The sequence below is a fragment of the Streptacidiphilus jiangxiensis genome (assembly GCF_900109465.1).
GTDB classification, from domain to species: domain Bacteria; phylum Actinomycetota; class Actinomycetes; order Streptomycetales; family Streptomycetaceae; genus Streptacidiphilus; species Streptacidiphilus jiangxiensis.
Window position 1 is genome coordinate 43800 of record NZ_FOAZ01000033.1, and the last position, 23977, is coordinate 67776.

Here is a 23977-nt window from a genome sequence, read left to right on the forward strand (position 1 = left end):
CAGACGTCCGGCTGCGGGAGCCCGTGGGCCCTCGCAGTCGGACGTTCGTCGTCACTTGAGCTCCCGGTTGTCAGTCGGCAGATCTAGTCTCGGGTTACCGCTCGCGATCGTCCGCGGTAGCGCGAAGGAGGGCCGCATGTCTGTACGGCGCGTCATGGGTATCGAGACGGAGTACGGGATCTCCGTTCCCGGTCACCCCAACGCCAATGCCATGCTCACCTCGTCCCAGATCGTCAACGCCTACGCGGCGGCGATGCACCGGGCCCGCCGGGCCCGCTGGGACTTCGAGGAGGAGAACCCGCTGCGCGACGCGCGCGGCTTCGACCTGGCCCGCGACGCGGCCGACTCCAGCCAGCTGACCGACGAGGACATCGGTCTCGCCAACATCATCCTGACCAACGGAGCGCGGTTCTACGTCGACCACGCCCACCCCGAGTACTCCTCGCCCGAGGTCACCAACCCGCGCGACGCGGTGCTCTGGGACAAGGCCGGCGAGCGGATCATGGAGGAGGCGGCCAGCCGCGCCCTGCAGCTGCCCGGCGCGCAGCCGATCCACCTGTACAAGAACAACACCGACAACAAGGGTGCCTCCTACGGCACCCACGAGAACTACCTGATGAAGCGGGCCACGCCGTTCGCCGACATCGTCAAGCACCTCACCCCGTTCTTCGTCTCCCGCCAGGTGGTCACCGGGGCCGGCCGCGTCGGCCTGCACCAGGACGGCTCGGCCAACGGCTTCCAGCTGAGCCAGCGCGCGGACTACTTCGAGGTCGAGGTGGGCCTGGAGACGACGCTCAAGCGGCCCATCATCAACACCCGCGACGAGCCGCACGCCGACGCCGAGAAGTACCGCCGGCTCCACGTGATCATCGGTGACGCCAACCTGTCCGAGATCTCCACCTACCTCAAGCTCGGTACCACGGCCCTGGTCCTGTCCATGATCGAGGACGGCTTCATCACCGTCGACCTCGCCGTGGACCAGCCCGTCCGCACCCTGCACCGGGTCTCCCACGACCCTTCGCTGGAATACCTGATCCAGCTGCGCAGCGGCCGCAAGCTCACTGCCGTGCAGCTCCAGATGGAGTACTGCGAGCTGGCCCGCAAGTACGTCGAGGACCGCTACGGCCAGGACGCCGACGAGCAGACCCGCGACGTGCTGGACCGCTGGGAGGACGTGCTCGGCAAGCTGGAGCGCGATCCGATGTCGCTCTCGCGCCAGCTGGACTGGGTGGCCAAGAAGGAGATCCTGGAGGGCTACCGCCGCCGCGACAACCTCGAGTGGGACGACGCCCGGCTGCACCTGGTCGACCTGCAGTACGCGGACGTACGGGCCGAGAAGGGCCTCTACAACCGCCTGGTCGCCCGCGGCCGGATCGACCGCCTGCTGGACGAGGCGGAGGTGCTGCGGGCCGCCCACCAGCCCCCCGAGGACACTCGGGCCTACTTCCGCGGCCGCTGCCTGGAGCAGTACGCCGACCACGTCGCCGCGGCCTCCTGGGATTCGGTGATCTTCGACATCCCGGGCCGCGACTCGCTCCAGCGCGTGCCCACCCTGGAGCCGCTGCGCGGCACCAGGAACCACGTCAAGGCGCTGCTGGACCGGTGCCGGACGGCGGAGGAACTGGTGCGCGTCCTGAGCGGCGGGTGAGCGGATTGAACACCTGTACGCGCAGAGCGTAACCGTGCGGGGGCGGGCGTTCACCATGGGTGAACTGCACGCCGATGGGCATCATCCGGGCAACGATCGACGTTCATCGACTACAAGCCTTAGGGTCAGAGATCAGCTGATCCACTCAGAGCACTCAAGTGCACTCAAGAGCGGGGTGAGGGCAATGGCGACCAAGGACACCGGCGGCGGTCAGCAGCATGCGAACCGTTCCTCCGAGGAGGTCGAGGAGACCCAGGCCGAGGCCAACGAGGCCTCGGACCTCAAGGAGCGCAAGGAGAAGCTCGACGACGACGTCGACGCGGTCCTGGACGAGATCGACGAGGTGCTCGAGTCGAACGCCGAGGATTTCGTTCGCGGCTTCGTCCAGAAGGGCGGAGAGTAGATTCTCTCCTTGATCGACTCACTCACTGGAAGGAAAGCTGTGGAAGCCTCATTCTCAGGCACCGGGCGTCTGCCGGCTGCCTTCCTGACGCCGGGCTCGTCCTCGTTCCTGGACTTCCTGGCCGCTCACCAGCCCGAGCTGCTGCCCGGTCGGCGTAACCTGCCGGCCGGGGTGCAGCCGCTCGAGGCGCCGCACGGCACCACGATCGTCGCCGCCACCTTCGACGGCGGCGTGCTGCTCGCCGGTGACCGCCGGGCCACCATGGGCAACATCATCGCGCAGCGCGACATCGAGAAGGTCTTCCCGGCCGACGAGTACTCCGCGGTCGGCATCGCCGGCACCGCCGGTCTCGCGGTCGAGATGGTCCGCCTGTTCCAGCTGGAGCTGGAGCACTACGAGAAGATCGAGGGCACCTCGCTCTCCCTCGAGGGCAAGGCCAACCGGCTCACCACGATGATCCGCGGCAACCTCGGCATGGCCATGCAGGGCCTGGCCGTGGTCCCCATGTTCGCCGGTTACGACCTGGAGCTCGGCCGGGGCCGGATCTTCACCTACGACGTCACCGGTGGCCGCTCCGAGGAGACGGGCTTCGCGGCGACGGGCTCCGGCTCGCTCTTCGCCAAGGGCTCGCTCAAGAAGCTCTACCGCTCCGACCTGACCGCCGAGAGCGCGGCCACCGTCGTCATCCAGGCGCTGTACGACGCCGCCGACGACGACTCCGCCACCGGCGGCCCCGACCTCACCCGCCGCATCTTCCCGATCGTCTCGGTCATCACCGAGGAGGGCTTCCGCCGCCTGGGCGACGCCGAGGTCGGCGAGCTCGCCGAGGCCGTGCTGGGGCACCGTCTGGAGCAGCCGGACGGCCCGCAGGCACCGATGCTCTAGGGATCGCTGACCCCACCTCACCTGACCGTTCGACAAGAAGGGGCGACCGGTGTCGACGCCGTTCTACGTCTCACCCCAGCAGGCCATGGCCGACCGCGCCGAGTACGCCCGCAAGGGCATCGCGCGGGGCCGGTCGGTGGTCGTGCTCACCTACGCCGACGGCATCGTCTTCGTCGCGGAGAACACCTCCCGCGCGCTGCACAAGGTCTCGGAGATCTACGACCGGATCGCCTTCGCCGCCGTCGGCCGCTACAACGAGTTCGAGAACCTGCGCATCGGCGGCGTCCGCTACGCCGACCTGCGCGGGTACTCCTACGACCGGGCCGACGTCAACGCGCGCGGTCTGGCCAACGTCTACGCCCAGACCCTCGGCACGATCTTCTCGTCCACCGGCGAGAAGCCCTACGAGGTCGAGCTGATCGTGGCCGAGGTCGGCAAGAACCCCGGCGACGACCAGATCTACCGGCTCACCCCGGACGGCTCGGTGGTCGACGAGCACGGCAGCGTCGCCGTCGGCGGCAACGCCGAGTCGATCGCCAACTACCTCGACCAGCGCCACGAGGAGGGCCTGACCCTGCCGGAGGCGCTCAAGCTGGCCGTCGACAGCCTGGCGCGGGACCCGAACGGCGGCACCGCCCGCACGATGACGCCCGATCAGCTGGAGGTCGCGGTGCTGGACCGCGGCCGTTGGCAGCAGCGCAAGTTCAAGCGTCTGCTCGGCACCCAGCTGGCCCGGCTCCTGGAGGGCGACGCCAGCGCCGCCACGGACGACGACGCCACCCCGCCTGCGGCGGACGGCGCCCCCGAGGGGGAGTAGCCCCTTCGAGGCCCTGCCCGTCCAGCGGCGTGGCAGGGCCTGCTTTTCCCACGGTTTCGCACTGGGCGGGAAGGTGAACAACTAGGCATGGACCGCCGAATCTTCGGGCTCGAGAACGAATACGGCGTCACCTGCACGTTCCGGGGGCAGCGACGACTGTCACCGGACGAGGTGGCCCGCTACCTCTTCCGCCGTGTCGTGTCATGGGGCCGCAGCAGCAACGTCTTCCTGCGCAACGGCGCCCGCCTCTACCTGGACGTGGGCTCCCACCCCGAGTACGCCACCCCCGAGTGCGACGACGTCGCCGAGCTGGTGACGCACGACAAGGCGGGGGAGCGGATCCTGGAGGGCCTGCTCGTGGACGCCGAGCGGCGCCTGCACGAGGAGGGCATCGCCGGGGACGTCTACCTGTTCAAGAACAACACCGACTCCGCCGGCAACTCCTACGGCTGCCACGAGAACTACCTGGTCGCCCGCCACGGCGAGTTCTCGCGCCTCGCCGACATACTGATCCCGTTCCTGGTCACCCGCCAGCTGATCTGCGGCGCGGGCAAGGTGCTGCAGACCCCGCGCGGCGCGGTCTACTGCGTCAGCCAGCGCGCGGAGCACATCTGGGAGGGCGTCAGCTCCGCCACCACCCGCTCCCGCCCGATCATCAACACCCGCGACGAGCCGCACGCCGACGCCGAGCGCTACCGGCGCCTGCACGTCATCGTGGGCGACTCCAACATGTCGGAGACCACCACGCTGCTCAAGGTCGGCGCGACCGATCTGGTGCTGCGGATGATCGAGGCCGGCACGGTGCTGCGGGACCTCACCCTGGAGAACCCGATCCGGGCCATCCGCGAGGTCTCCCACGACCTGACCGGCTCCCGCCTGGTCCGGCTCGCCAACGGCCGCGAGGCCAGCGCGCTGGAGATCCAGCAGGAGTACTTCAACAAGGCCTCCGACTTCGCCGACAACCGCGGCATCCGCACCGGCACCATCGCCCGGGTGCTGGACCTGTGGGGCCGCACCCTGGAGGCGGTGCGCACCGAGGACTACTCCAAGGTGGACCGCGAGATCGACTGGGTCATGAAGTACCAGCTGATCGAGCGCTACCGGGCCAAGAACGGCATCTCGATGTCGCACCCGCGGGTCGCCCAGATCGACCTCGCGTACCACGACATCCACCGCCGCCGCGGCCTGTACTACCTGCTGCAGAACCGCGGCCAGGCCGAGCGGGTCAGCGACGACCTCAAGATCTTCGAGGCCAAGTCGGTGCCCCCGCAGACCACCCGGGCGCGTCTGCGCGGGGACTTCATCCGGCGGGCCCAGGAGCAGCGCCGCGACTTCACCGTCGACTGGGTGCACCTGAAGCTCAACGACCAGGCGCAGCGCACCGTGCTGTGCAAGGACCCGTTCCGGTCCGTGGACGAACGGGTCGAGAAGCTCATCGCCGGGATGTGAGCCCCGGGCCCGCCTTTCGGTGGGCCCGGAGGTGGGCATGTACGTGCCGGAAATGTGACCGAAGTTGTGCTCTCGGTCTCAGCGCGGAGTCGGCGCAAGGCCATAGAGTGGCGCGGACCATCGGATTCGCGACCACCCTAAGGATCACCGTGCGCCGACTCGCCGCCGCGCTGCTTCTCGCGCCCGCGCTGCTGCTCACCGGCTGTGGCAGCAGCACCAAGCAGCAGTCCTCGGCCGACGCGGCAGCCACGCCCTGCCCGTCCGGCAGCGCCGCGGCCGCGCCCATGCCCACGCCCGCCGTGGTCAACGACGACGCGGCGCTCCCCGCCGTCTCCGGCACCTTCGGCCAGAGCATCAAGATCACCCCGGCCAAGGGCACCCCGGACGGCAAGTTCGTGGTGAAGACCCTCTCCGAGGGCACCGGCGCGACGGTCACCAAGGACGACGTCGTCGCCTTCTCCTTCGCCGGGCAGAACTGGGCGGGCAAGTCCTTCATCAACAGCTACGAGCAGGGCGGCGGGGCCACCGTCGACAACCTGCACACCACCCCGATGGTGCCGATGTTCACGCAGGCCATGGTCGGCCACAAGGTCGGCAGCCGGGTGGAGGTGGTGGCTCCTCCGGGAGCGGGCTTCGGCAACGCGGGCTACCCCAAGCTCGGCATCAGCTGCCACGACACCCTGGCCCTGGTCTTCGACATCACCGAGGCCGTGCCGTCCGACGCCATGGCGCAGGGCGCGACCCTGCCCGTCTCGGCCGATCTGCCCAAGGTCGACGTCAAGGCCGGCGGCCCGGCGACGTTCACCATCACCGACGCGCAGCGCGACCCGAAGAACCTCGGCGTGGGCGTGCTGATCAAGGGCAAGGGTCCGGTGGTCAAGCCCGGCCAGAACCTCATCGCCCAGTACACCGGCGCGACGCTCAAGGACGGCAAGGTCTTCGACTTCTCCTGGAAGTACGGCGGCGCCAGCAGCTTCGTCATCGGTGCCGGCCAGGTCATCCCCGGCTGGGACAAGGGCCTGGTCGGCCAGACCGTCGGCTCGCGGGTGATCCTCTCCATCCCGTCCGCCGAGGCCTACGGCGCCCAGGGCAACCAGGGCATTCCGCCCAACGCCAACCTGGTCTTCGTCGTGGACATCCTCGGAGCCGCGTAACGTAGGGCCTGACCAGTCCGACCAGGGCTGCGTCGTTACGTCCGTATCCGAGGAGAGCACTACCTTGAACATCGAGAAGCCGGAGATCGACTTCCCGGGTGGCGAGGCCCCCACCACGCTGCAGATCCGCGACATCTGGGTGGGCGACGGCGCCGAGGCGAAGGCCGGCGACATGGTCAAGGTCCACTACGTGGGCGTGGCCTTCAGCTCGGGCGAGGAGTTCGACGCCAGCTGGAACCGTGGCACCCCGCTCCAGTTCAAGCTGGGCGTCGGCCAGGTCATCGCCGGCTGGGACCAGGGCGTCAAGGGCATGAAGGTCGGCGGCCGTCGCGAGCTGATCATCCCGGCCCACCTCGCCTACGGTGACCGCGGCGCCGGCAGCGCGATCGCCCCGGGCGAGACGCTGATCTTCGTCTGCGACCTGATGGGTGTCTGACACCCCCGGAACCGCTGACTGAGGTTCGACCCTCGCACCCCCGTCCGAGGCGCCGCGCTACCACAGGCGGCGTTCGGGCGGGGGTGCGCTTTGTGGCGCCGAGCCCTACCGGTACGGTCAGTTGATGCGTGGTCCGAGCGGCCCGCCGCGGCCGGTGCCGTGTCCAGAGAAGGGTGAGCGATGCCCATCGCCAAGTCCGAGCGCCTGATGAACCTCGCGCTGTGCCTGATGAACACCAAGCGCCCGCTGAGCAAGCGGGAGTTGCGGGAGTCCATCGAGGCCTACCGCGAGGCGGGGACGGCGGGGGAACAGGCCAGCGAGGACGCCTTCAACCGCATGTTCGAGCGGGACAAGGACGATCTGCGCGAACTCGGCCTGCTCATCGACGTCGTGGAGAACCCCCTCGACGGCGAGCTCGGCTACCTGGCCCGACGTGACGTCAACCGGCTGCCGGAGGTCCACCTGGACGCCGAGGAGGCCGCCGCGCTCAGCCTCGCGGCCGGAGTCTGGGAGCAGGCCCGCCTGGCCGGCGCCGCCAGCGGCGCCCTGCAGAAGCTGCGCGCGGCCGGCTCGCTCGCCGAGGACGACGCCGAGGGCCGTACCGCGCTCCAGCCGCGCATCCCCGCCCGCGAGGCCGCGTTCGAGCCGCTGCTGGTCGCCGCCCGCGACCGCCGTCCGGTCGGCTTCGACTACCGCAAGAGCGGCTCCGCCGTGGCCGAGGCCCGGACCGTCGAGCCGTGGGCGCTGGAGTTCTGGCACGGCCACTGGTACCTGGCGGGCTGGGACCGCGACCGGGAGGACGTGCGCGTCTTCCGGCTCAGCCGGATCGTCGGCAAGGTGCGCAGCAAGGGTGCCCGTTTCGTCGCCGAGGTCCCCGACCACGTCGACGTCCGCCAGGCCGTCGCCCGCTTCGCCGGCGAGGGCGCGACCGAGCGGGCCCGGGTCCAGGTCCGCCGCAAGGCGGGCTTCCCGCTGCGCGCCAAGGCGACCTCCGTGGAGCCGGTCGACGCCGAGTGGGACGAGCTGGAGCTCCCCTACGGCCTGGGGCTCGCCTCGGACCTGGTGGAGTACGGCCCGAACGTGGTCGTTCTGGAGCCCGCCGAGTTGCGCGCGGACATCATCGCGCGCCTGCGCGCGGTGGCCGGTTCTTCGAGTGACGCTTCGAACGAGAGTGAGGTGGGCGCATGAGCACGCAGTCGAGGTGCAGCGCAGGGTGGGGGCCCACGGAGCGAGGACGGGACACCATGCGGCTCCGCGGCGTGAGCGGAGTGGGGACCCGGCCGGAGCGGAGCCGGGACGACGTGCGACAGGAGTCGGTATGAGCAGCGCCATCGACCAGACCCGTCGGATGCTCTCGCTCGTCACCTACCTGCGTGAGCGCCCCGGCGCCCGGGTCAGCGAGGTCGCTCGCGCGTTCGGCGTCACCGAGCGCGAGCTGATCCGCGACCTCAGCGTGCTGCCGATGTGCGGCACCAGCTTCCGCGGCGGCGACCTGCTCGACATCGACACCGACGGCGAGCAGATCTGGTGGCACAATCCTGACGACGTGGCCCAGCCGCTGCGGCTCGCCGCCGACGAGGCGACCTCCCTGCTGGTCGCCGCCCGCGCCGTGGCGGGTCTGCCCGGCCTGCGCGAGCGCGACCGCCAGGCGCTGACCCGCGCCGTCGCCAAGCTGGAGGCTGCGGCGGGTGACGTCGCCGAGGGAAGCACCCGCGTCGGCGTGACCTTCGAGGCCGAGGGCGACGTCTTCGCCGAGATCGACCGGGCCTTCGCGGAGCGCAAGCGCCTGTGGCTGAACTACTGGTCGTCCGGGCGTGGCGAGCTCACCGAGCGCGAGGTCGACCCGATCCGCCTGATCAGCGAGGGCCACACCTACCTCGAGGCGTGGTGCCGTCTCTCCGAGGACCGCCGGATGTTCCGGCTGGACCGGATCGCCGAGATCAAGGTGCTGGACACCCCCTCCGACCCGCCGCCGCTGGAGCTGCGGGACCTCTCCGAGGGCCTGGTCCACCCCTCCGGCGAGGACCCGCAGGTGGTCCTGGAGGTCGCCCCGGGCGGTCGCTGGGTCGCCGAGTACTACCCGCACGAGTCGGCCGAGGAGCTCCCCGACGGCGGCCTGCGGATCGTGCTGCGCACTCCGGACCCCTCCTCCCTGCTGCGCCTGGTCCTCCGGCTCGGCCCCGACGGCCGCGTCCTGGAGCCGTCCTCCCTCGCCGCCCAGGCCCGCGAGGCCGCGGTCGCGGCGCTGGCCCGGTACGACGGATGAGCGCGCTCGCCTCCCCGACCCGCTTCCGGGCATCCTGCCCGGACTGCCGGGCCACGGCTGAGCTGGAGGCTCGCGCCTTCCGCCTGGCGCTGGGGCGCACGAAGGAACGCACCTTCTACTCCTTCACCTGCCCGGCGTGCGGCGTGGCGGTCCGCAAGCCCGCCGGCGAGCGCATCATCGACGCCCTGACCGGCGCGGGCGTCCCGACGATGCGGCTCCACGTCGGGGCCCGTTAGCAGCAGTGTGCGCGCGTCCGGGTCGTGGCTGTGCCTCGGCACCAGCAGCCCGGACCGCCACGCCCACAGCACCGGAGCACCTCCCGGGCCGCGGCGAAGACCCACTCCGGCAGCGCGACCATGCCACGAGGCGACATCGCGTCGCACTTCTGCGTGAGCTGCCCCGGGGGCTCACTAGACTGGCGCGGTGATCTGGATGATCGTCGGCCTGACCACTGCGGGCCTCCTGGTACTGGGCTTCTTCGCCGTGCTCGCCTACCGTGAGGTGGTTCTGCTCGGGAGGGCACTGACCCGCAGCGCGGAGCGCGTGGCGAGGGCGGGTGCGGAAGTCGAACGCGCCGCCGACGCACTCGCGCGACACGGTGGGGAGTTCGCGTTCACTGCCGTCTCACCGTCTGTTCAAGGCACAAACTGATCCGCGTAGTATCGAAGATGCGTCGAAGCGGCAAGATCTGCTGCGACGCTCTGGACGCCCGTGACACCGCGGTGCGTATCATCGGCGCAGACACGACGACGAAGAGGGAACCCCGATGCTCGAAAACCGCGCACTGGAAATCATCATCATTGCGGTCATCGTGCTGCTGCTCTTCGGGGCCAAGCGGCTCCCGGACTCCGCGCGTGCCCTCGGCAAGTCGCTGCGCATCCTCAAGTCCGAGGTCGGCGCCATGAAGGACGACGGCAAGAAGGACGCCGCCGTCTCCAACGTGCAGACCTCCTCCGAGCAGCAGGCCGAGGCCGCCGCTCCGAAGACGATCCAGTCCGCTCCCGGCGACGTCGCCTCCGCTCGCCCGGTCGAGGACAAGCAGCCCACGACGCAGGTCTGAGCCGCACCCTCCTCCGACACCTTCTCCTTATCCGCTTAGGACACAGCCGCACGGTGAGCGACACCACGTCGAGGCAGAGGCCTCCGAAGAACGACGAAGGCCGGATGCCTCTCGCGGAGCACCTCCGCGAGCTGCGCTACCGGCTGATCGTCTGCGTACTCGCCGTGCTGGTGACCACGGTCGTCGGCTGGCTCGTGCACGACTGGGCGATCAACCAGCTGGTCTCGCCGGCCTGTCACATCACCGGTGTCAACGGCTACGGGCAGAAGACCAAGGCCTGTCCCAACGGTCTGCTGGTGAACAACGGCGTGCTCTCGCCGCTGACCTTCACCTTCAAGATCTCGATGATGATCGGCTTCATCCTGGCCGCGCCGGTGTGGTCGTACCAGCTGTGGGCGTTCGTCGCGCCGGGTCTGTACAAGAAGGAGAAGAAGTACGGCCTGGGCTTCGTGGCCGCCGCCGTTCCCCTCTTCGCGGGCGGCGCCTTCCTCGCCTACACGATCTTCCCCAAGGCCCTGAGCATCCTGGCGAGCTTCAACCCCGCCAACTTCTCGCTGGCCTTCTCCGGCGCCGAGTTCCTGGACTTCTTCATCCGGATGGTGCTGGTCTTCGGGCTCTCCTTCGAGATCCCGCTGCTGCTGGTGATGCTGAACTTCATCGGCGTGGTGAGCGCCGCCCGGCTGCGCGGCTGGTGGCGCGGAGCGGTCTTCGGGATCTTCGTCTTCTCCGCGATCGCCGTGCCGACCGGCGACCCGGTCACCATGACCGTGCTCGCCGTGCCGATCTGCCTGCTCTACTTCGCCGCCTGCGGCGTGGCCACCCTGCACGACAAGGCCAGGGCCCGGCGCGACGCCGAGAACCCGGACCACCAGCTCGACGACGACGAGGCCTCCCAGCTGGACCTGCGGCCCTCCGCGCTCGGCGCGCAGGACCTGCCGATCCCGGAGCCGGTCAACGCGACCGAGCTGGCCGCCGGTGAGCCGATGAGCTACCACCCGGACGACGTCACCTGACCGGGCAGCCGAGGGTTCGGTAAAGAATCTTGAGGTGGAGTGTCACCCCGGACGGGTACGCTCCTAGGCGAGATGACTGACCAGAACCTGTCCTCCGCTGACGAGAACCTCAGCCCCTCCGAGCGCTACGCCGCCGCGCGGCTCCGCGCCAAGGAGGAGGCAAGCGCGCTGCACGCCTTCCGGCAGCTGTACGACTTCCCCCTGGACCAGTTCCAGGTGGAGGCCTGTCAGGCCCTGGAGGGCGGCGAGGGTGTGCTGGTGGCCGCACCGACCGGCTCCGGCAAGACCATCGTCGGCGAGTTCGCCGTGCACCTGGCGCTGAACCAGGGCCGCAAGTGCTTCTACACGACACCCATCAAGGCGCTGTCGAACCAGAAGTTCCAGGACCTGGTCAAGCGCTACGGCCCCGACCGTGTCGGCCTGCTGACCGGTGACAACACCATCAACAGCGATGCCCCCGTCGTCGTCATGACGACGGAGGTGCTGCGCAACATGCTCTACGCGAGCTCCTCCACGCTGGGCGGCCTCGGCTACGTGGTCATGGACGAGGTGCACTACCTCGCCGACCGCTTCCGCGGCGCGGTGTGGGAGGAGGTCATCATCCACCTGCCCGAGTCGGTCACCCTGGTCTCGCTCTCCGCGACGGTCTCCAACGCCGAGGAGTTCGGCGACTGGCTGGACACCGTGCGCGGCGGGACCAAGGTCATCGTCTCCGAGCACCGTCCGGTGCCGCTGTGGCAGCACGTGCTGGCCGGGCCCCGGATGTACGACCTGTTCACCTCCCGCGTCGCCGAGGAGCGCGCCTCGGGGCGCAAGCGCGAGGGCGGCGCCGGGCGTGGTGGAGAGGCGGACGTCAACCCGGAGCTGGTGCGGCTGGCGCGCGCCGAGCAGGACCGGCGCGGCGCCGGGCGCGGCCGGTTCGACAACCGCGGCCGGGGCCGCTCGATGCCGAACGGGCGGCCGGGCCGGGCCTGGACGCCGAGTCGGGTCGAGGTCATCGACCGCCTGGACGCCGAGGGTCTGCTGCCCGCGATCACCTTCATCTTCAGCCGGGCCGGCTGCGAGGCCGCGGTCCAGCAGTGCCTGCACGCGGGCCTGCGGCTCAACAACGACGCCGAGCGGGCCGAGGTCCGCGCCCTGGTCGAGGCGCGGACGGAGAATATCCCCGCCGAGGACCTGCACGTGCTCGGCTACTTCGAGTGGCTCGACGCGCTGGAGCGCGGCATCGCCGCCCACCACGCCGGCATGCTGCCGACCTTCAAGGAGGTCGTCGAGGAGCTGTTCCAGCGCGGCCTGTGCAAGGCGGTCTTCGCGACCGAGACCCTCGCCCTGGGTATCAACATGCCGGCCCGCTCCGTCGTCATGGAGAAGCTGGTCAAGTGGAACGGCGAGACCCACGCCGACGTCACGCCGGGCGAGTACACCCAGCTGACCGGCCGCGCCGGGCGGCGCGGCATCGACATCGAGGGCCACGCCGTCGTGCTGTGGCAGCCGAACCTGGACCCGTCCGCGCTCGCGGGCCTCGCGGGCACGCGTACGTACCCGCTGCGCTCCTCGTTCAAGCCCTCGTACAACATGGCCGTCAACCTCGTCTCCCAGTTCGGCCGGCACACCGCCCGTGAGCTGCTGGAGACCTCCTTCGCACAGTTCCAGGCGGACCGCTCCGTCGTCGGCATCGCCCGGCAGGTGCAGCGCAACGAGGAGGGTTTGGCCGGCTACCGCGAGGCCGTCAACTGCCACCTCGGGGACTTCGAGGAGTACATGGGCCTGCGCCGGGCCCTGAAGGACCGCGAGACGCTGCTGGCCCGCGAGGGGCAGGCGCAGCGCCGCGCCAGTGCCGCCGACTCGCTGGAGCGGCTGCGCCCGGGCGACGTCATCCACGTGCCGAGCGGCCGGTTCGCCGGGCTCGCGCTGGTGCTGGACCCGGGCCTGCCGCCGGTCTCCCGGCACGGCACCCGCGGCTACGGCAACGGCCGCGGCCAGGAGTACCAGGACGGCCCGCGCCCGGTCGTGCTCACCGCCGAGCGGCAGGTCAAGCGCCTGGCGATGATCGACTTCCCGGTGCCGGTCGAGCCGATCGAGCGGCTGCGCATCCCGAAGTCCTTCAACCCGCGCAGCCCGCAGTCGCGCCGCGACCTGGCCTCGGCCCTGCGCAGCAAGGCCGGGCACATCGACCCGGGCCGCGTCCGCCGGGGCCGCGCGGCGGCCGCCGACGACACCGAGATCGCCCGTCTGCGTACGGAGCTGCGGCAGCACCCCTGCCACGGCTGCGACGAGCGCGAGGACCACGCCCGCTGGGCCGAGCGCTACGACCGCCTCAAGCGCGACACCGAGCAGCTCGAACGCCGGATGCGCTCGCGCACCCACACCATCGCCCGCACCTTCGACCGGGTCTGCGCGCTGCTGACGGACCTGGACTACCTCACCGGTGACACCGTCACCGACCACGGCAAGCGCCTGGGCCGCCTCTACGGGGACCTGGACCTGCTGGCCTCGGAGTGCCTGCGCGAGGGCGTGTGGGACGGCCTCAGCCCCGCCGAGCTCGCGGCCTGCGCCTCGGCGCTGGTCTACGAGTCGCGGCGCGGCGACGAGGAGGCGGGCGCGGTCAAGCTGCCGGAGGGCAAGGCCCGTCCGGCGCTGGAGACCATGGGCCGCATCTGGGGCCACCTGGACGCGCTGGAGGAGCAGCACAAGCTGTCCACCATGGAGGGCTGGGTGCGACGCGAGCCGGATCTCGGCTTCGCGTGGACGGCCTTCCGCTGGGCCTCGGGCGACCCGCTGGACAAGGTGCTGCGCGAGGCGGACATGCCGGCCGGTGACTTCGTGCGCTGGACCCGTCAGCTGATCGACGTGCTGGGCCAGATCCAGAACGCCGCCTCGGCCGACGGCGAGGTGCGCTCCGCCGCGCGCAAGGCCGTCGACGCGGTGCGCCGCGGCATCATCGCCTACTCCTCGGTGGGGTGAGGCGGGGGTGGCCCGACGGCGCCGTTCGGCCTGGGGTGCCTGGGCGGTCGTCGCCCTGGCGGGGGTGCTCGTCTGGGCGGTGATGCACGGTCAGGGTGGCGGCGCCGCGCGTGACGCGTCCGCGTCGCCGTCGGCCTCCGGCGCGCACGCCGTCGCCGACCACCCGTCACCGAGCGCCTCCGCGTCGGGCGGCAGCTGGTACACGGGCAGCTACGACCCGTCCCAGTTCGCCGCCCAGGTGCGCGCCCGTGCGCACGAGGCGGGGGTGGACCCGCAGCTGGTGATGGCGGTCCTCTACAACGAGGACTACAAGCCGCACGATCCGGCCTTCGAGCGGTCCTGGCTGAAGCTGAAGCCGACGGCCTCGCTCGGCGTCGCCAACATGCACGAGGCCACCTTCGACCAGGTCAAGCAGGGCCGTCCGTTCGCCTCCCGCTCCTGGCTGAGCCTGCCCGACGATCCGGACCTGGCGATTCGCGCCGAGGCCTGGTACCTGCACGACCTCGCGGCGCAGCTGCCCGCGCACCACGTCTCCTCGCTGACCACGGACGAGCTGCTGGCGCTCGGCTACAACACCGGCCCCGGCAACATGCGCGCCTTCGCGCGCGGTGTGTCCCTGGGCCCGCAGGCGCGGCAGTACCTCGACACGACGCGATCCAACTGGGAGAAGGCCGCGAAGGCTATCGCGATATAGCGTATTGACACGCGCTATACCCGCGCTCATATACTCGTCTACGAGTAAGTGAGTCGGGAGGTGACGCACATGCCCAAGCGCAAGCTCGGCAACCCGCTGGCACTGGCGGTGCTGTCCATGTGCGCTGAGGCTCCGCGTCACCCTTACGAGATGGCTCAGGTGCTGCGCCAGCGTGGCAAGCAGGCCAGCATCAAGATCAATTTCGGTTCGCTCTACACCGTGGTCCAGAACCTGGAGAAGCACGGCTTCATCGAGGCCGCAGGCACCGAGCGCGACGGCCGCAGGCCCGAGCGCACGGTCTACGGCATCACCGAGGCCGGCCGCGCCGAGCTGCACGACTGGCTGTCGGAGCTGCTCAGCGTCCCGGTGAAGGAGTATCCGCAGTTCGAGGCGGGCCTCTCGCTGGCGGGATCGCTCCCGCCGGACGAGGTCGAGGCACTGCTGCGCAAGCGGCTCGCCGCGCTGGATGACGGCGTGTCAGTGGCGGCTGCCACTCTGGAGGAGTGCCGGACCGTGCTGCCCGACATCTTTCTCGTGGAGGCCGACTACGCGCTGACCATGCAGCGGGCCGAGGCCGGGTGGCTTCGCGAGCTGCTACGGAAGATGGAGACCAACACCCTGAGCGGCATGGACGGCTGGCGTGCCTACCACGCCACCGGCGAGCCGCCGCAGGACTGGATCGACCTGGAGGAGCGCGTGGGCGAGCTCCCGCGTCCCGACTGACTCACGGCACAACTGACTCACAGCACAACGGAAAGGACCCCCGCCGGTGCGGCAACACCGAACGGGGGTCGGAACCTCGCGACCGGCCTGCGGCAACAGGTGATCCGGCTATTACGAGGAACACGCACCCCCATCGTAGCTCCGGATCCCCCGTCGTAGATCGGCTCGCCCGTCACGACCGGAGGAACCTCCGTCATGAACAGCGAGACGCGGACGGCACCCTTGAGTGCCGTCCCCGACCAGGCCGTAGGCGCGGCCGCCGTGCACGCGGTCGACCTGGTCAAGACCTACCGCCCCAAGGGCCGCGGCAAGGCCCGGCCGGAGGGCGTGCGCGCCCTCGACGGGCTCAGCATCTCCGTGGAGCCCGGCATCGTCTTCGGGCTGCTCGGCCCGAACGGCGCCGGCAAGTCCACCACCGTCAAGATCCTGACCACCCTCGCCGCCGCCGACTCCGGCAGCGCCGCGGTGGCCGGGTTCGACGTCCGGCGCGAGCCGGACAAGGTGCGCCGCGCCATCGGCGTCGTCGCGCAGAAGTCCGGGGCCGACCCGGTCGCCACCGGCCGGGACAACCTCGTGCTGCAGGGCCGCCTCTACGGGATGCGCGGCGCCGAGCTGACCCGTCGCGTCGACGCGCTGCTGGAGCGGTTCGACCTCGCCGACGCCGCCGGACGTCAGGTCAAGACGTACTCCGGCGGCATGCTGCGCCGCCTGGACGTCGCCATCGGCCTGGTCCACCGGCCGCAGGTGCTCTTCCTCGACGAGCCGACGACGGGCCTGGACCCGGAGGCCCGCACCGCGATGTGGGAGGAGATCGAGCGCCTGGCCGGGGCCGAGGGCCTGACCATCCTGCTCACCACCCACTACCTGGAGGAGGCGGACAAGCTCGCCACCCGCCTCGCCATCGTCGACCGCGGCCGCGTCGTGGTGCAGGGCACCCCGGACGAGCTCAAGGGCGAGCTGCGCGGCGACGCGCTCGCCGTGGAGCTGTCCGCCGACGCCGCCGACGAGCTGCCCGTCATCGGCGCGCTGGGCTCCGTCGACGGGGTCCGTGACATCACCCTCCACGGCCGTCGCGTCGCCGCGCGGGCGGACGACGGCGCGGCCGCCGTCCCGGCGGTGCTCGCCGCGCTGGACCGGATCGGCCTCGGTGTCGCCGCCGTCACCGTCGCCCGTCCGTCGCTGGACGACGTCTACCTCCGTTATGCCGGCCGCAGCTTCTCCGCCGCGGAGAGCACCTCCGTCCTGGAAGGAGCGGGCCGATGAGCACCGCCGTCGTCAGCGACACCTGGTACATGACGCAGCGCCAGTTCATGGCCTTCCTGCGCCAGCCCGCGTACCTGATCATCACCCTGATCCAGCCGGTGATCTGGCTCTTCCTCTTCGGGGCCCTGTTCCGCAAGGTGGCCACGATCCCCGGCTTCGGCTCCGGCTCGTACCTCGACTACCTGGTGCCCGGCGTCATCGTGATGAGCGCCGTCTCCTCCAACATGTGGGCCGGGATGGGCACCCTGGAGGAGATCGAACGCGGGACGCTGAACCGCTTCCTGATCACCCCGGTGCGCCGCAGCGCCCTGATGAACGCCAACGTGGTGATGCAGGCGCTCACCACGGCGTTCCAGTCGGTGATCATCGTGCTGCTGGGGTGGATCGGCGGCGCGCACTACCCCGGTGGCGCGGCGGGCCTGGTCGTGCTGATCGTCGCCTCGTCCGTGCTGGGCACGATCTTCGGGGCCTTCTCCAACGCGCTCGGCATGCTGGTGCGCGAGCGGGAGTCGATCATCGGGATCAACACCTTCCTGCTGCTGCCGCTGACCTTCCTCTCCTCCGCGTTCATGGCCACGACGCTGATGCCGCACTGGATGCAGGTGGTCGCCCGGTTCAACCCGGTCAACTGGGCGCTGGAGGCCGGGCGGTCCGCGATGGCCGCCTCGCCCGACTGGTGGTCGGTGTTCAGCCACGGCAGCTGGCTCGTGCTGCTCGCCGCGGCGGCGGTCTGGCTGTCGATGCGGACCTTCCGCAGCTACCAGAAGTCGGTCTGACCTCACGTTCGGGCGCCGCTTGTGGCGCGCTCCGCCTCGGTTCCGCGCCGCGCGCGTGCTCCTGCGCTCGTTCCTCGCTTCGGAGCCCGCACGCTTTGCTGCACCTCGGCTGCGCCGCGCGAGGGCGGGCGGCACAATCGGGGTGTGTCCGACACCCGATCCGCCGCCCGTGCCCGCTACCACCACGGGGATCTCGCCAACGCCCTCGCCCGCGAGGCGGAGGCTCTCGCCCGTGAGGGCGGCCCCGAGGCCGTCGTCCTGCGCGAGGCCGCCCGCCGCGCGGGCGTCTCCGCGGCGGCGGCCTACCGGCACTTCTCCTCCCACGAGGAACTGCTGCGCGCCGCGAAGGAGCGCGGGCACGAGCTCCTCGCGGAGGCCCTGGAGGCGGCGATGCCACCCGCCGCAGGCCCGCGCGAACGCCTGCGCGCCCTCGGCGCCGCCTATGTCGGCTTCGCCGTGGCCGAGCCCGGGCTCTTCCGCACCGCGTTCTGCCACGGCGCCCGCGAACTGGCCGTTGGGCCCGACGCGCTGGGGGAGTACCGGGCCTTCCGCATCGTCGCCGACGCCCTCGACGCCCTCCTCGCCGCCGGCCTCATGCCCGCGGCGCTGCGCCCGGGCGCCGAGTTCCCGGCCTGGGCCGCCCTCCACGGCCTCGCCCTGCTCACCATCGACGGCCCCCTCGCCGTCTGCGACGCCCCGACCCGCGCGGCGATGCTGGAAGCCACCCTCGACCTGGTCGAGCGCGGCCTGACCGGCTGAGGCCCGGGGCCTGGTCGGGTGTCGGAGCCTGCCGCTAGGGTGCCGCCGTGATCTTCAAGAAGCGGACGAAGGACTCCGGTCTCGAGGCGGCCGTCGCCGAGCTGGAGCAGGGTGTCGCCGAGCGCGACCCCGAACGGACCGAGCGCGCCTTCGGCGCGACTTTGCAGGCACTGCGGTCGGCACCGGCGGGCGAGGGCGCGCCGTTCGGGGAGCGACTCGCTGCGCTGATACCCGACTTCCCGCCGGTCGGGCCCCGGCCGATGCTGGCGATGATGGCCGGCTTCTGCGTGGAGCAGGGTGCCGACCCGGCCGCCTGCGCCAAGCCCATCCTGGCGGGCGTGCACGAGGCACTGCTCGACGTGCTGGAGTTCGCCGAGCGCTGGCGTGCCGGCGATCCCGATGCGGAGCTGCCCGAGCCCGATGGGGAGTCGGTCGACGAGGCGGCGCTGAGCCGCCTCGGAGACGACCGCTACGAGGCGCTGCGCCTGGCGTCGGCCTGGACCACGCTCGACGAGTGGCAGCCACCGGCCCTCGCCGTCCTCTGCCGCAGCGTGCCGGTCCGCCGCGCCGCCGGTGCCACGGAGCTGCCCGAACTCGTGCGTGCCGTGGCCGAGCTGAAGCAACACGATCTCAAGTGCCTCGCCTACGCGCTGGAAGTCCTGGACGACGAGCCGCTCGTCGTGCTGCACCGCGCCTCCGGCGCCGGCTTCGAGCTGCGCATCGGCGGGATCGGCGACAACTTCCAGCTGCACACCCTGCTGGCCCACGTCCTCATCGGTGGCGGCCATCTGCCCGGCCAGGCGCCGGACCCGCGGGTCGTCGCCCTCTCCCTCGACGCGCCGTTCGACCCCGGCGCCGACCTCGGCGGTCTGCACGCCACCGGCCCGTTCAACCTCGTCGCTCCGGACGGCAGTTGGATCTGGAACGAGGGTAACCCGGCCGACATCCCGGTCGTGGACGGCCGCCGCCTGCTCGTCCTCGACCCGCCGCCGTACCAGCGCGGCTGGAACGTCGGCCGGTTCTTCCCGATGATGACCGCCTCGATCGGCCTGACCCGCGTCCTGCCGCCCGAGGAGGCCCAGGCCTGGTTCCGTCACGTCGCCCCGGCCAGGGCCTTCGGGTCGGCCGCTGGTCAGTCCCAGGGGGCGGCGTCCTCGTAGTCCCGTGCCGTGCCCACCCACCCGGCTGCCAGGACCAGCCGGGAGGTGCGGTGCACGGCGAGGAAGCCGTGCGGGCGGTCGAAGGTGACCTCGACCTGCCGGACCCGGTAGGTCGGGCGAGGCGTGAAGGCACCCGCGCCGCCGACCATGCCGATGGCGGTGACGGCAGCGGCCTCGAAGCCCCGCGCGGTGAACTTCGTCATGGCCGACTGCCGGGCGGAGCCGACGGCGAGAGGCCGGCTGAGGCTGATGCCGGAGAAGTGTCCGCGGGTGTCGTCCCTGGCGCTGGTCAGGCCGAAGACGGCGTGGTCGGCGAGCAGGTCGTGCTCGCTGTCCAGGTCGAACGGCACGACCGTGGTGGTGAGTTCGGGCTCGCGGTCGAAGCTGCGGCCGTAGCGCACGCTGAGCCCGGGGCCCGGCTCACCCGTCGGCAGCCGGTCGGCGGCGGTACGTCGGCGCGGGTGGGCCAGCCCGTCGAGTCCGGCCGCCAGGACGGCGGCCGGTGTGGCCTGCTCCTTGCCCAGCAGCAGATGGACGTCGATGCCGCCGTTGCCGAGGACCCGCAGCTCGGTGACGGCGGTGTCCCCCGACGTCAGGAGCGCCGCGCGGTCCAGCACGCCGGTGCTGCGGACCAGGGCCGCCACGTCCCGCCCGGCCCAGGGGCCGTGTTCCACGATGTGCGGGATCTCGAAGAACGGCTGCAGCCAGCGGGTGCGGGCGAGCAGACCGCTCGCGAGCACCAGCAAGGTCTCCTCACCGACCGCCACCGGCATCTGCTCGATCCGGCCGTCCGTCGACTCCTTCGCCCACTCGTCGAGGCGCGGCTTGTCCACCGCGGGGTCGCCGGTGAGCAGCCCGTGCGTGCCCTCCGGTAGGCCGAGCGCCCAGCCGGGTTCCAGCTGGAGCTTCTCCCGGGTCCACAGCCCCAGCGCCGCGGAGACCCCCGGCAACCGCCGCAGCGTGGTCATCAGGTCCCTCGCGCCCGCCATCGCCTCGGCGGCCCCCATGCCGACGGCCTCCTCCAGCTCCTGCCGCGCGTGCCCGTCCGCGCCGGCGGCGAGCGCCGCCAGCAGCGGCCACACCCCGACGGGGGAGAAGACCGTGTCCCGCGTCGCGGCCTCGGCGGGCAGCACCGCCTGCGCCCACCGCGCCGCCAACGCGTTGACCGCCCGGACCACCGCCGCCGTCGCCATGCCGATGCCCGCCTCTCGCTTCGTGGATGGCGGAGAGTCTGGCGGCATGGTCCGGGGGCGGCAACCGAATTCAGTAGGCTCTGCGGCCATGACCGGCGCCTTCCACCGGGCCTGGAACCGCTTCGCCGCCTGCGTCGTGGCGTGGGCGCCGGCAGGCCACGCGGCCCTGCGTGCGCCGGCGACCGCCGAACGGATCGCCGAGCTGGAGGCGGCGTCGGGTTTCGGGCTGCACCCCGCGCTCCGCACCCTGCTGGAACTCCACGACGGCGCGGAGGAGATCCTGCCCGCCGCGTTCCTGCCACGTTCCTGCCGCTCTCGTACCGCCTGGGTCCGACGTACGGGGCCGTCCACGAGTACGGGGCCGGTCAGGATCTCTCCCGGCCCGCGCCGTGGGGAGCGGACCTGACCGCGTTCTTCGCCGCGCCGGCCGACGCCGTCACGACCGGGCGACCGTTCCTCGCCCACTGGCCGGTCCAGGAGGAGTCCGCCTCGGGGCAGCCCTGCCTCGCCCGGGAGGAGCGGGACTGAGTCGCGCCGAGGGTCAGGCCTTCCGGCGGCCGACCAGCAGCGCGTAGGTGAGGATCCCGCCCACCGCGAACGACGCGGCCACGACCGCCATCGGCAGGGCCGAGCCGCTGCCGCCGAGGCCGACCAGGGGTGCGGCGAGGCCGCCGGCGCCGTACTGGAGCAGGCCGACGAGCGCGCTGGCCGCGCCGCGGCGGCCGGCGTGGCCGTCCATGGCGCGGGCGGTGCCGTTGGGGCCGATCAGGCCGATGCTGGAGACGAGGACGAAGAGGCTCGCCAGCACGCCCGGCAGACCCCAGCCGAAGTGCACGGAGGCCAGCAGGCCGAGGCCGCCCGCGGCGCTGAGCAGCAGGCCGCTCCGCAGCAGCGTCTCGACGGAGAAGCGGCGCAGCAGCACGGTATTGAGCTGCCCCAGCGCCACGATGCCGAGCGCGTTGGCGCCGAAGACGAGTGAGAACGTCTGCGCGCTCAGCCCGTAGACGCTCTGCAGCACGAACGAGGAGCCGGATATGTACGCGAACATCGCCGCGAGCGCGAAGCCGCCGCTCAGGGCGTAGCCCACGAAGGCGCGGTCGCGCAGCAGCGTGCCCATGCCGCGCAGCGTGTCGGGCAGGCCGCCGGCGCGGCGTTCGGCAGGCGGCAGGGTCTCCTTCAGGCCGAGCGCGGCCGCCGCCGTCAGCGCGCAGCCGATGAGCGAGAGGGCGACGAAGACGCCGCGCCAGTCGGTGACCCGCAGCAACTGCCCGCCGAAGAGCGGGGCGAGGATCGGCGCGCTGCCGTTGACGAGCATCAGCAGCGAGAAGAAGCGGGCCGCGGCCACACCTTGGAAGAGGTCGGACACGACGGCCCGGGAGATGACGATCCCGGCGCCGCCCGCGAGGCCCTGCACCATCCGCAGCCCGGTCAGCGCGGTGACCGAGGGCGCCAGGGCGCACAGCACGGACGCGGCGGCGTAGGCGGCGAGGCCGATCAGCAGGGGCCGCCGTCGCCCCCATCGGTCCGCGAACGGCCCGGCCAGCAACTGGCCCAGGGAGAGCCCGATCAGACAGCTCGTCAACGTCAACTGCGCGGCGGAGTCCGAGACGTGGAAGTCGGCGGCGAGCTGGGGCAGACCCGGGAGGTACATGTCCAGGCTGAGCGGCCCGAAGGCGGAGAGCGCGCCGAGGATCAGCACCAGCCGCAGGCGGCCGTCGCGGTCGGGGGCTGCGGAGGTGGTGGCGGGGGTCTGGTCCAGGCGTGCGGAGTCCATGGGCTCGGCTCCTCGGGGTCGGGGTGGACCCACAGACTACCTTCCCAGGAAGGTAGTGGGCGACGAAGTCCGAGGCGTGGACGTTGATAACGAAATGATAACGAGTCTGGTCCAAACAGTAGGCTCCGCTTCATGTCCCTGCCACCTTGGACCGGGATCCGCGTCATCTGCGGGCCCGATAGTCCCCAGGTCGACTCTCTCGCTCCGGAGGACCCCAGTGGCGCCTGTCACCCGCCGTACCTTCCTCGGATCCGCCGCCGCCCTCGGCGCGGCCCTCGGTCTGGAAGCCCTGCCCGGATCCACGCCGCGTGCCGCCGCGGCCACCACGGGCACGATCACGGACGTCAAGCACGTCGTCGTGCTGATGCAGGAGAACCGCAGCTTCGACCACTACTTCGGCACGCTCAAGGGCGTGCGCGGCTTCGGCGACAAGGCCACCATCCAGCTGTCCGGTGGCTACAACGTCTTCAACCAGCCCAACGGCAGCGGCCGCCAGTACCCGTGGCAGATGAGCACCACCGCCCCGGCTTCCGGCCAGACCTCCGAGCAGATCGCCCAGTGCGACGGCTCCCTCGACCACTCCTGGTCCACCCAGCACAAGGCGTGGAACAGCGGCAAGATGGACTCCTGGGTCTCGGCCAAGGGCACCAACCGCACGATGGGCTACCTCAGCCGCTCGGACGTGCCGTTCCACTACGCGCTCGCCGACGCCTACACCATCTGCGACGCGTACCACTGCTCGATCCTGTCGGCCACCGGCCCCAACCGCACCTATCTGTGGTCGGGTTGGATCGACCCGTCCGGCACGGCGGGTGGCGCGGCCTACGACGGCGGCTCCGAGTCCGGCCTGCACTGGCAGACCTACGCCGAGGTGCTGCAGAACGCCGGCGTGAGCTGGAAGGTCTACCAGAACGCCAAGGACAACTACGGTGACAACGCGCTCGCCTACTTCAACCAGTTCACCGGCGCCTCGACCTCCAGCCCGCTCTACCAGAACGGCATGGCCTCCGTCCCGGCCAAGACCGGCTCCACCCCGGACGACATCGCCGCCGCCATCCAGGCCGACGCCGCCGCGGGCACCCTGCCGCAGGTCTCCTGGGTCGTCGCCAACCAGGCCTTCTCCGAGCACCCCGACTGCCCGCCCAACGACGGCGCGCACTTCCTCAACCTGGTGATCCAGGCGCTGGCCGCCACCCCGGACGTCTTCGACTCCACCGTCCTGTTCATCAACTACGACGAGAACGACGGCTTCTTCGACCACGTCCCGCCGCCGGCCGCGCCCTCGGGCACCGCCGCCGAGTTCTACTCCGGCACCAACATCGGCCTCGGCTTCCGCGTCCCCATGCTGATCGTCTCCCCGTGGACGCGCGGCGGCTGGGTCGACTCCCAGGTCTACGACCACACCTCGGTGCTCCGCTTCCTGGAGACCTGGACCGCCGCCATCGGCACCCCGGCGAACTGCACCAACATCTCCACCTGGCGCCGCCAGGTCTGCGGCGACCTCACCGGCGCCTTCGACTTCGCCAACCCCGTCTACGGC

Annotated in this window: 24 protein-coding genes; 22 read left to right on the forward strand and 2 right to left on the reverse strand. The window is 71.4% G+C overall.

Annotation, left to right across the window (positions count from 1 at the left end; translation table 11 throughout):
• Window positions 1-136: 136 nt before the first annotated feature.
• The 20 genes from dop (at window position 137) to BMY61_RS38870 (ending at window position 19470) form a co-directional block, all read left to right on the forward strand.
• Window positions 137-1648, forward strand: a complete 1512-nt coding sequence (gene dop / locus BMY61_RS38775; RefSeq protein WP_042450001.1) for a depupylase/deamidase Dop — start codon at window positions 137-139, stop codon at window positions 1646-1648.
• A 184-nt stretch (window positions 1649-1832) separates the two neighbouring features.
• Window positions 1833-2051 (forward strand): ubiquitin-like protein Pup, encoded by a 219-nt coding sequence (locus BMY61_RS38780; protein WP_042450000.1) that lies wholly within the window; start codon window positions 1833-1835, stop codon window positions 2049-2051.
• Window positions 2052-2090: 39 nt separating this feature from the next.
• A complete protein-coding gene (gene prcB, locus BMY61_RS38785) occupies window positions 2091-2936 on the forward strand; it encodes a proteasome subunit beta (protein WP_042449999.1) in 846 nt (281 codons plus the stop codon).
• 49 nt (window positions 2937-2985) lie between these two features.
• Entirely contained in the window at window positions 2986-3753 is a 768-nt protein-coding gene (prcA, locus tag BMY61_RS38790; RefSeq protein ID WP_042449997.1) for a proteasome subunit alpha, read from the forward strand.
• Between the two features lie 87 nt (window positions 3754-3840).
• Window positions 3841-5202 carry a Pup--protein ligase gene (gene pafA, locus BMY61_RS38795; protein WP_042449996.1) on the forward strand — a complete coding sequence of 454 codons (1362 nt, stop codon included), beginning with the start codon at window positions 3841-3843 and terminating at the stop codon, window positions 5200-5202.
• Window positions 5203-5351: 149 nt separating this feature from the next.
• Complete coding sequence (locus BMY61_RS38800; protein ID WP_042449994.1) at window positions 5352-6356, forward strand: FKBP-type peptidyl-prolyl cis-trans isomerase; 1005 nt, start codon at window positions 5352-5354, stop codon at window positions 6354-6356.
• Window positions 6357-6420: 64 nt separating this feature from the next.
• Window positions 6421-6792 carry an FKBP-type peptidyl-prolyl cis-trans isomerase gene (locus BMY61_RS38805; protein ID WP_042449993.1) on the forward strand — a complete coding sequence of 124 codons (372 nt, stop codon included), beginning with the start codon at window positions 6421-6423 and terminating at the stop codon, window positions 6790-6792.
• Window positions 6793-6972: 180 nt separating this feature from the next.
• Window positions 6973-7980, forward strand: a complete 1008-nt coding sequence (locus BMY61_RS38810) for a helix-turn-helix transcriptional regulator (RefSeq protein WP_042449992.1) — start codon at window positions 6973-6975, stop codon at window positions 7978-7980.
• 130 nt (window positions 7981-8110) lie between these two features.
• On the forward strand, window positions 8111-9058 hold the full coding sequence (locus BMY61_RS38815) for a helix-turn-helix transcriptional regulator (protein WP_042449991.1): 948 nt from the start codon (window positions 8111-8113) through the stop codon (window positions 9056-9058).
• Window positions 9055-9294 carry a hypothetical protein gene (locus tag BMY61_RS38820; protein ID WP_042449990.1) on the forward strand — a complete coding sequence of 80 codons (240 nt, stop codon included), beginning with the start codon at window positions 9055-9057 and terminating at the stop codon, window positions 9292-9294. Before BMY61_RS38815 ends, BMY61_RS38820 begins: the two co-directional genes overlap by 4 nt.
• Window positions 9295-9481: 187 nt before the next feature.
• Complete coding sequence (locus BMY61_RS38825; protein ID WP_052438846.1) at window positions 9482-9709, forward strand: hypothetical protein; 228 nt, start codon at window positions 9482-9484, stop codon at window positions 9707-9709.
• A 115-nt stretch (window positions 9710-9824) separates the two neighbouring features.
• Window positions 9825-10118, forward strand: a complete 294-nt coding sequence (tatA, locus tag BMY61_RS38830) for a Sec-independent protein translocase subunit TatA (RefSeq protein WP_042449988.1) — start codon at window positions 9825-9827, stop codon at window positions 10116-10118.
• Between the two features lie 104 nt (window positions 10119-10222).
• A complete protein-coding gene (tatC, locus tag BMY61_RS38835) occupies window positions 10223-11131 on the forward strand; it encodes a twin-arginine translocase subunit TatC (protein WP_042449987.1) in 909 nt (302 codons plus the stop codon).
• A 72-nt stretch (window positions 11132-11203) separates the two neighbouring features.
• A complete protein-coding gene (locus BMY61_RS38840; protein WP_042449986.1) occupies window positions 11204-14095 on the forward strand; it encodes a DEAD/DEAH box helicase in 2892 nt (963 codons plus the stop codon).
• Window positions 14096-14102: 7 nt separating this feature from the next.
• Window positions 14103-14789, forward strand: a complete 687-nt coding sequence (locus tag BMY61_RS38845) for a lysozyme family protein (protein WP_042449984.1) — start codon at window positions 14103-14105, stop codon at window positions 14787-14789.
• A 69-nt stretch (window positions 14790-14858) separates the two neighbouring features.
• Window positions 14859-15512, forward strand: coding sequence for a PadR family transcriptional regulator (locus tag BMY61_RS38850; RefSeq protein WP_042449983.1), 654 nt, complete (start codon window positions 14859-14861; stop codon window positions 15510-15512).
• 195 nt (window positions 15513-15707) lie between these two features.
• The gene (locus BMY61_RS38855) at window positions 15708-16775 is read left to right on the forward strand and encodes a daunorubicin resistance protein DrrA family ABC transporter ATP-binding protein (RefSeq protein ID WP_042449982.1); all 1068 of its coding nucleotides are present in this window, start codon (window positions 15708-15710) and stop codon (window positions 16773-16775) included.
• Complete coding sequence (locus tag BMY61_RS38860; RefSeq protein ID WP_042449981.1) at window positions 16772-17551, forward strand: ABC transporter permease; 780 nt, start codon at window positions 16772-16774, stop codon at window positions 17549-17551. The genes BMY61_RS38855 and BMY61_RS38860 overlap by 4 nt, the downstream gene beginning before the upstream one ends.
• A gap of 144 nt (window positions 17552-17695) precedes the next feature.
• On the forward strand, window positions 17696-18310 hold the full coding sequence (locus BMY61_RS38865; protein WP_042449980.1) for a TetR/AcrR family transcriptional regulator: 615 nt from the start codon (window positions 17696-17698) through the stop codon (window positions 18308-18310).
• Between the two features lie 47 nt (window positions 18311-18357).
• The gene (locus BMY61_RS38870) at window positions 18358-19470 is read left to right on the forward strand and encodes a hypothetical protein (RefSeq protein ID WP_042449979.1); all 1113 of its coding nucleotides are present in this window, start codon (window positions 18358-18360) and stop codon (window positions 19468-19470) included.
• On the opposite strand, the gene BMY61_RS38875 is transcribed toward BMY61_RS38870, so the two are convergent.
• Window positions 19443-20663 (reverse strand): serpin family protein, encoded by a 1221-nt coding sequence (locus BMY61_RS38875; protein WP_042449978.1) that lies wholly within the window; start codon window positions 20661-20663, stop codon window positions 19443-19445. The two genes, BMY61_RS38870 and BMY61_RS38875, sit on opposite strands and share 28 nt — an antisense overlap.
• A gap of 88 nt (window positions 20664-20751) precedes the next feature.
• On the opposite strand from BMY61_RS38875, the gene BMY61_RS38880 reads away from it, so the two are divergent.
• Window positions 20752-21069 (forward strand): SMI1/KNR4 family protein, encoded by a 318-nt coding sequence (locus BMY61_RS38880; RefSeq protein WP_052438845.1) that lies wholly within the window; start codon window positions 20752-20754, stop codon window positions 21067-21069.
• Between the two features lie 135 nt (window positions 21070-21204).
• Here the strand turns inward: BMY61_RS38880 and BMY61_RS38885 are convergent, their stop codons facing one another.
• On the reverse strand, window positions 21205-22437 hold the full coding sequence (locus BMY61_RS38885; protein WP_082015128.1) for a multidrug effflux MFS transporter: 1233 nt from the start codon (window positions 22435-22437) through the stop codon (window positions 21205-21207).
• A 217-nt stretch (window positions 22438-22654) separates the two neighbouring features.
• Here BMY61_RS38885 and BMY61_RS38890 point away from each other — a divergent pair.
• Window positions 22655-23977 (forward strand): alkaline phosphatase family protein (locus BMY61_RS38890; RefSeq protein ID WP_280521071.1); only part of this gene is annotated, 1323 nt, incomplete at its 3' end.

Excerpts from the sequence above, each read along its gene's own strand:
- BMY61_RS38860 (WP_042449981.1), top strand. The coding sequence starts at position 16,772 with ATGAGCACCGCCGTCGTCAGCGACACCTGGTACATGACGCAGCGCCAG.
- BMY61_RS38850 (WP_042449983.1), top strand. The coding sequence starts at position 14,859 with ATGCCCAAGCGCAAGCTCGGCAACCCGCTGGCACTGGCGGTGCTGTCC.
- tatA (WP_042449988.1), top strand. The coding sequence starts at position 9,825 with ATGCTCGAAAACCGCGCACTGGAAATCATCATCATTGCGGTCATCGTG.
- BMY61_RS38855 (WP_042449982.1), top strand. The coding sequence starts at position 15,708 with ATGAACAGCGAGACGCGGACGGCACCCTTGAGTGCCGTCCCCGACCAG.
- pafA (WP_042449996.1), top strand. The coding sequence starts at position 3,841 with ATGGACCGCCGAATCTTCGGGCTCGAGAACGAATACGGCGTCACCTGC.
- dop (WP_042450001.1), top strand. The coding sequence starts at position 137 with ATGTCTGTACGGCGCGTCATGGGTATCGAGACGGAGTACGGGATCTCC.
- tatC (WP_042449987.1), top strand. The coding sequence starts at position 10,223 with ATGCCTCTCGCGGAGCACCTCCGCGAGCTGCGCTACCGGCTGATCGTC.
- BMY61_RS38815 (WP_042449991.1), top strand. The coding sequence starts at position 8,111 with ATGAGCAGCGCCATCGACCAGACCCGTCGGATGCTCTCGCTCGTCACC.
- BMY61_RS38810 (WP_042449992.1), top strand. The coding sequence starts at position 6,973 with ATGCCCATCGCCAAGTCCGAGCGCCTGATGAACCTCGCGCTGTGCCTG.
- BMY61_RS38780 (WP_042450000.1), top strand. The coding sequence starts at position 1,833 with ATGGCGACCAAGGACACCGGCGGCGGTCAGCAGCATGCGAACCGTTCC.
- BMY61_RS38880 (WP_052438845.1), top strand. The coding sequence starts at position 20,752 with ATGACCGGCGCCTTCCACCGGGCCTGGAACCGCTTCGCCGCCTGCGTC.
- BMY61_RS38875 (WP_042449978.1), bottom strand. The coding sequence starts at position 20,663 with ATGGCGACGGCGGCGGTGGTCCGGGCGGTCAACGCGTTGGCGGCGCGG.
- BMY61_RS38820 (WP_042449990.1), top strand. The coding sequence starts at position 9,055 with ATGAGCGCGCTCGCCTCCCCGACCCGCTTCCGGGCATCCTGCCCGGAC.
- BMY61_RS38885 (WP_082015128.1), bottom strand. The coding sequence starts at position 22,437 with ATGGACTCCGCACGCCTGGACCAGACCCCCGCCACCACCTCCGCAGCC.
- BMY61_RS38840 (WP_042449986.1), top strand. The coding sequence starts at position 11,204 with ATGACTGACCAGAACCTGTCCTCCGCTGACGAGAACCTCAGCCCCTCC.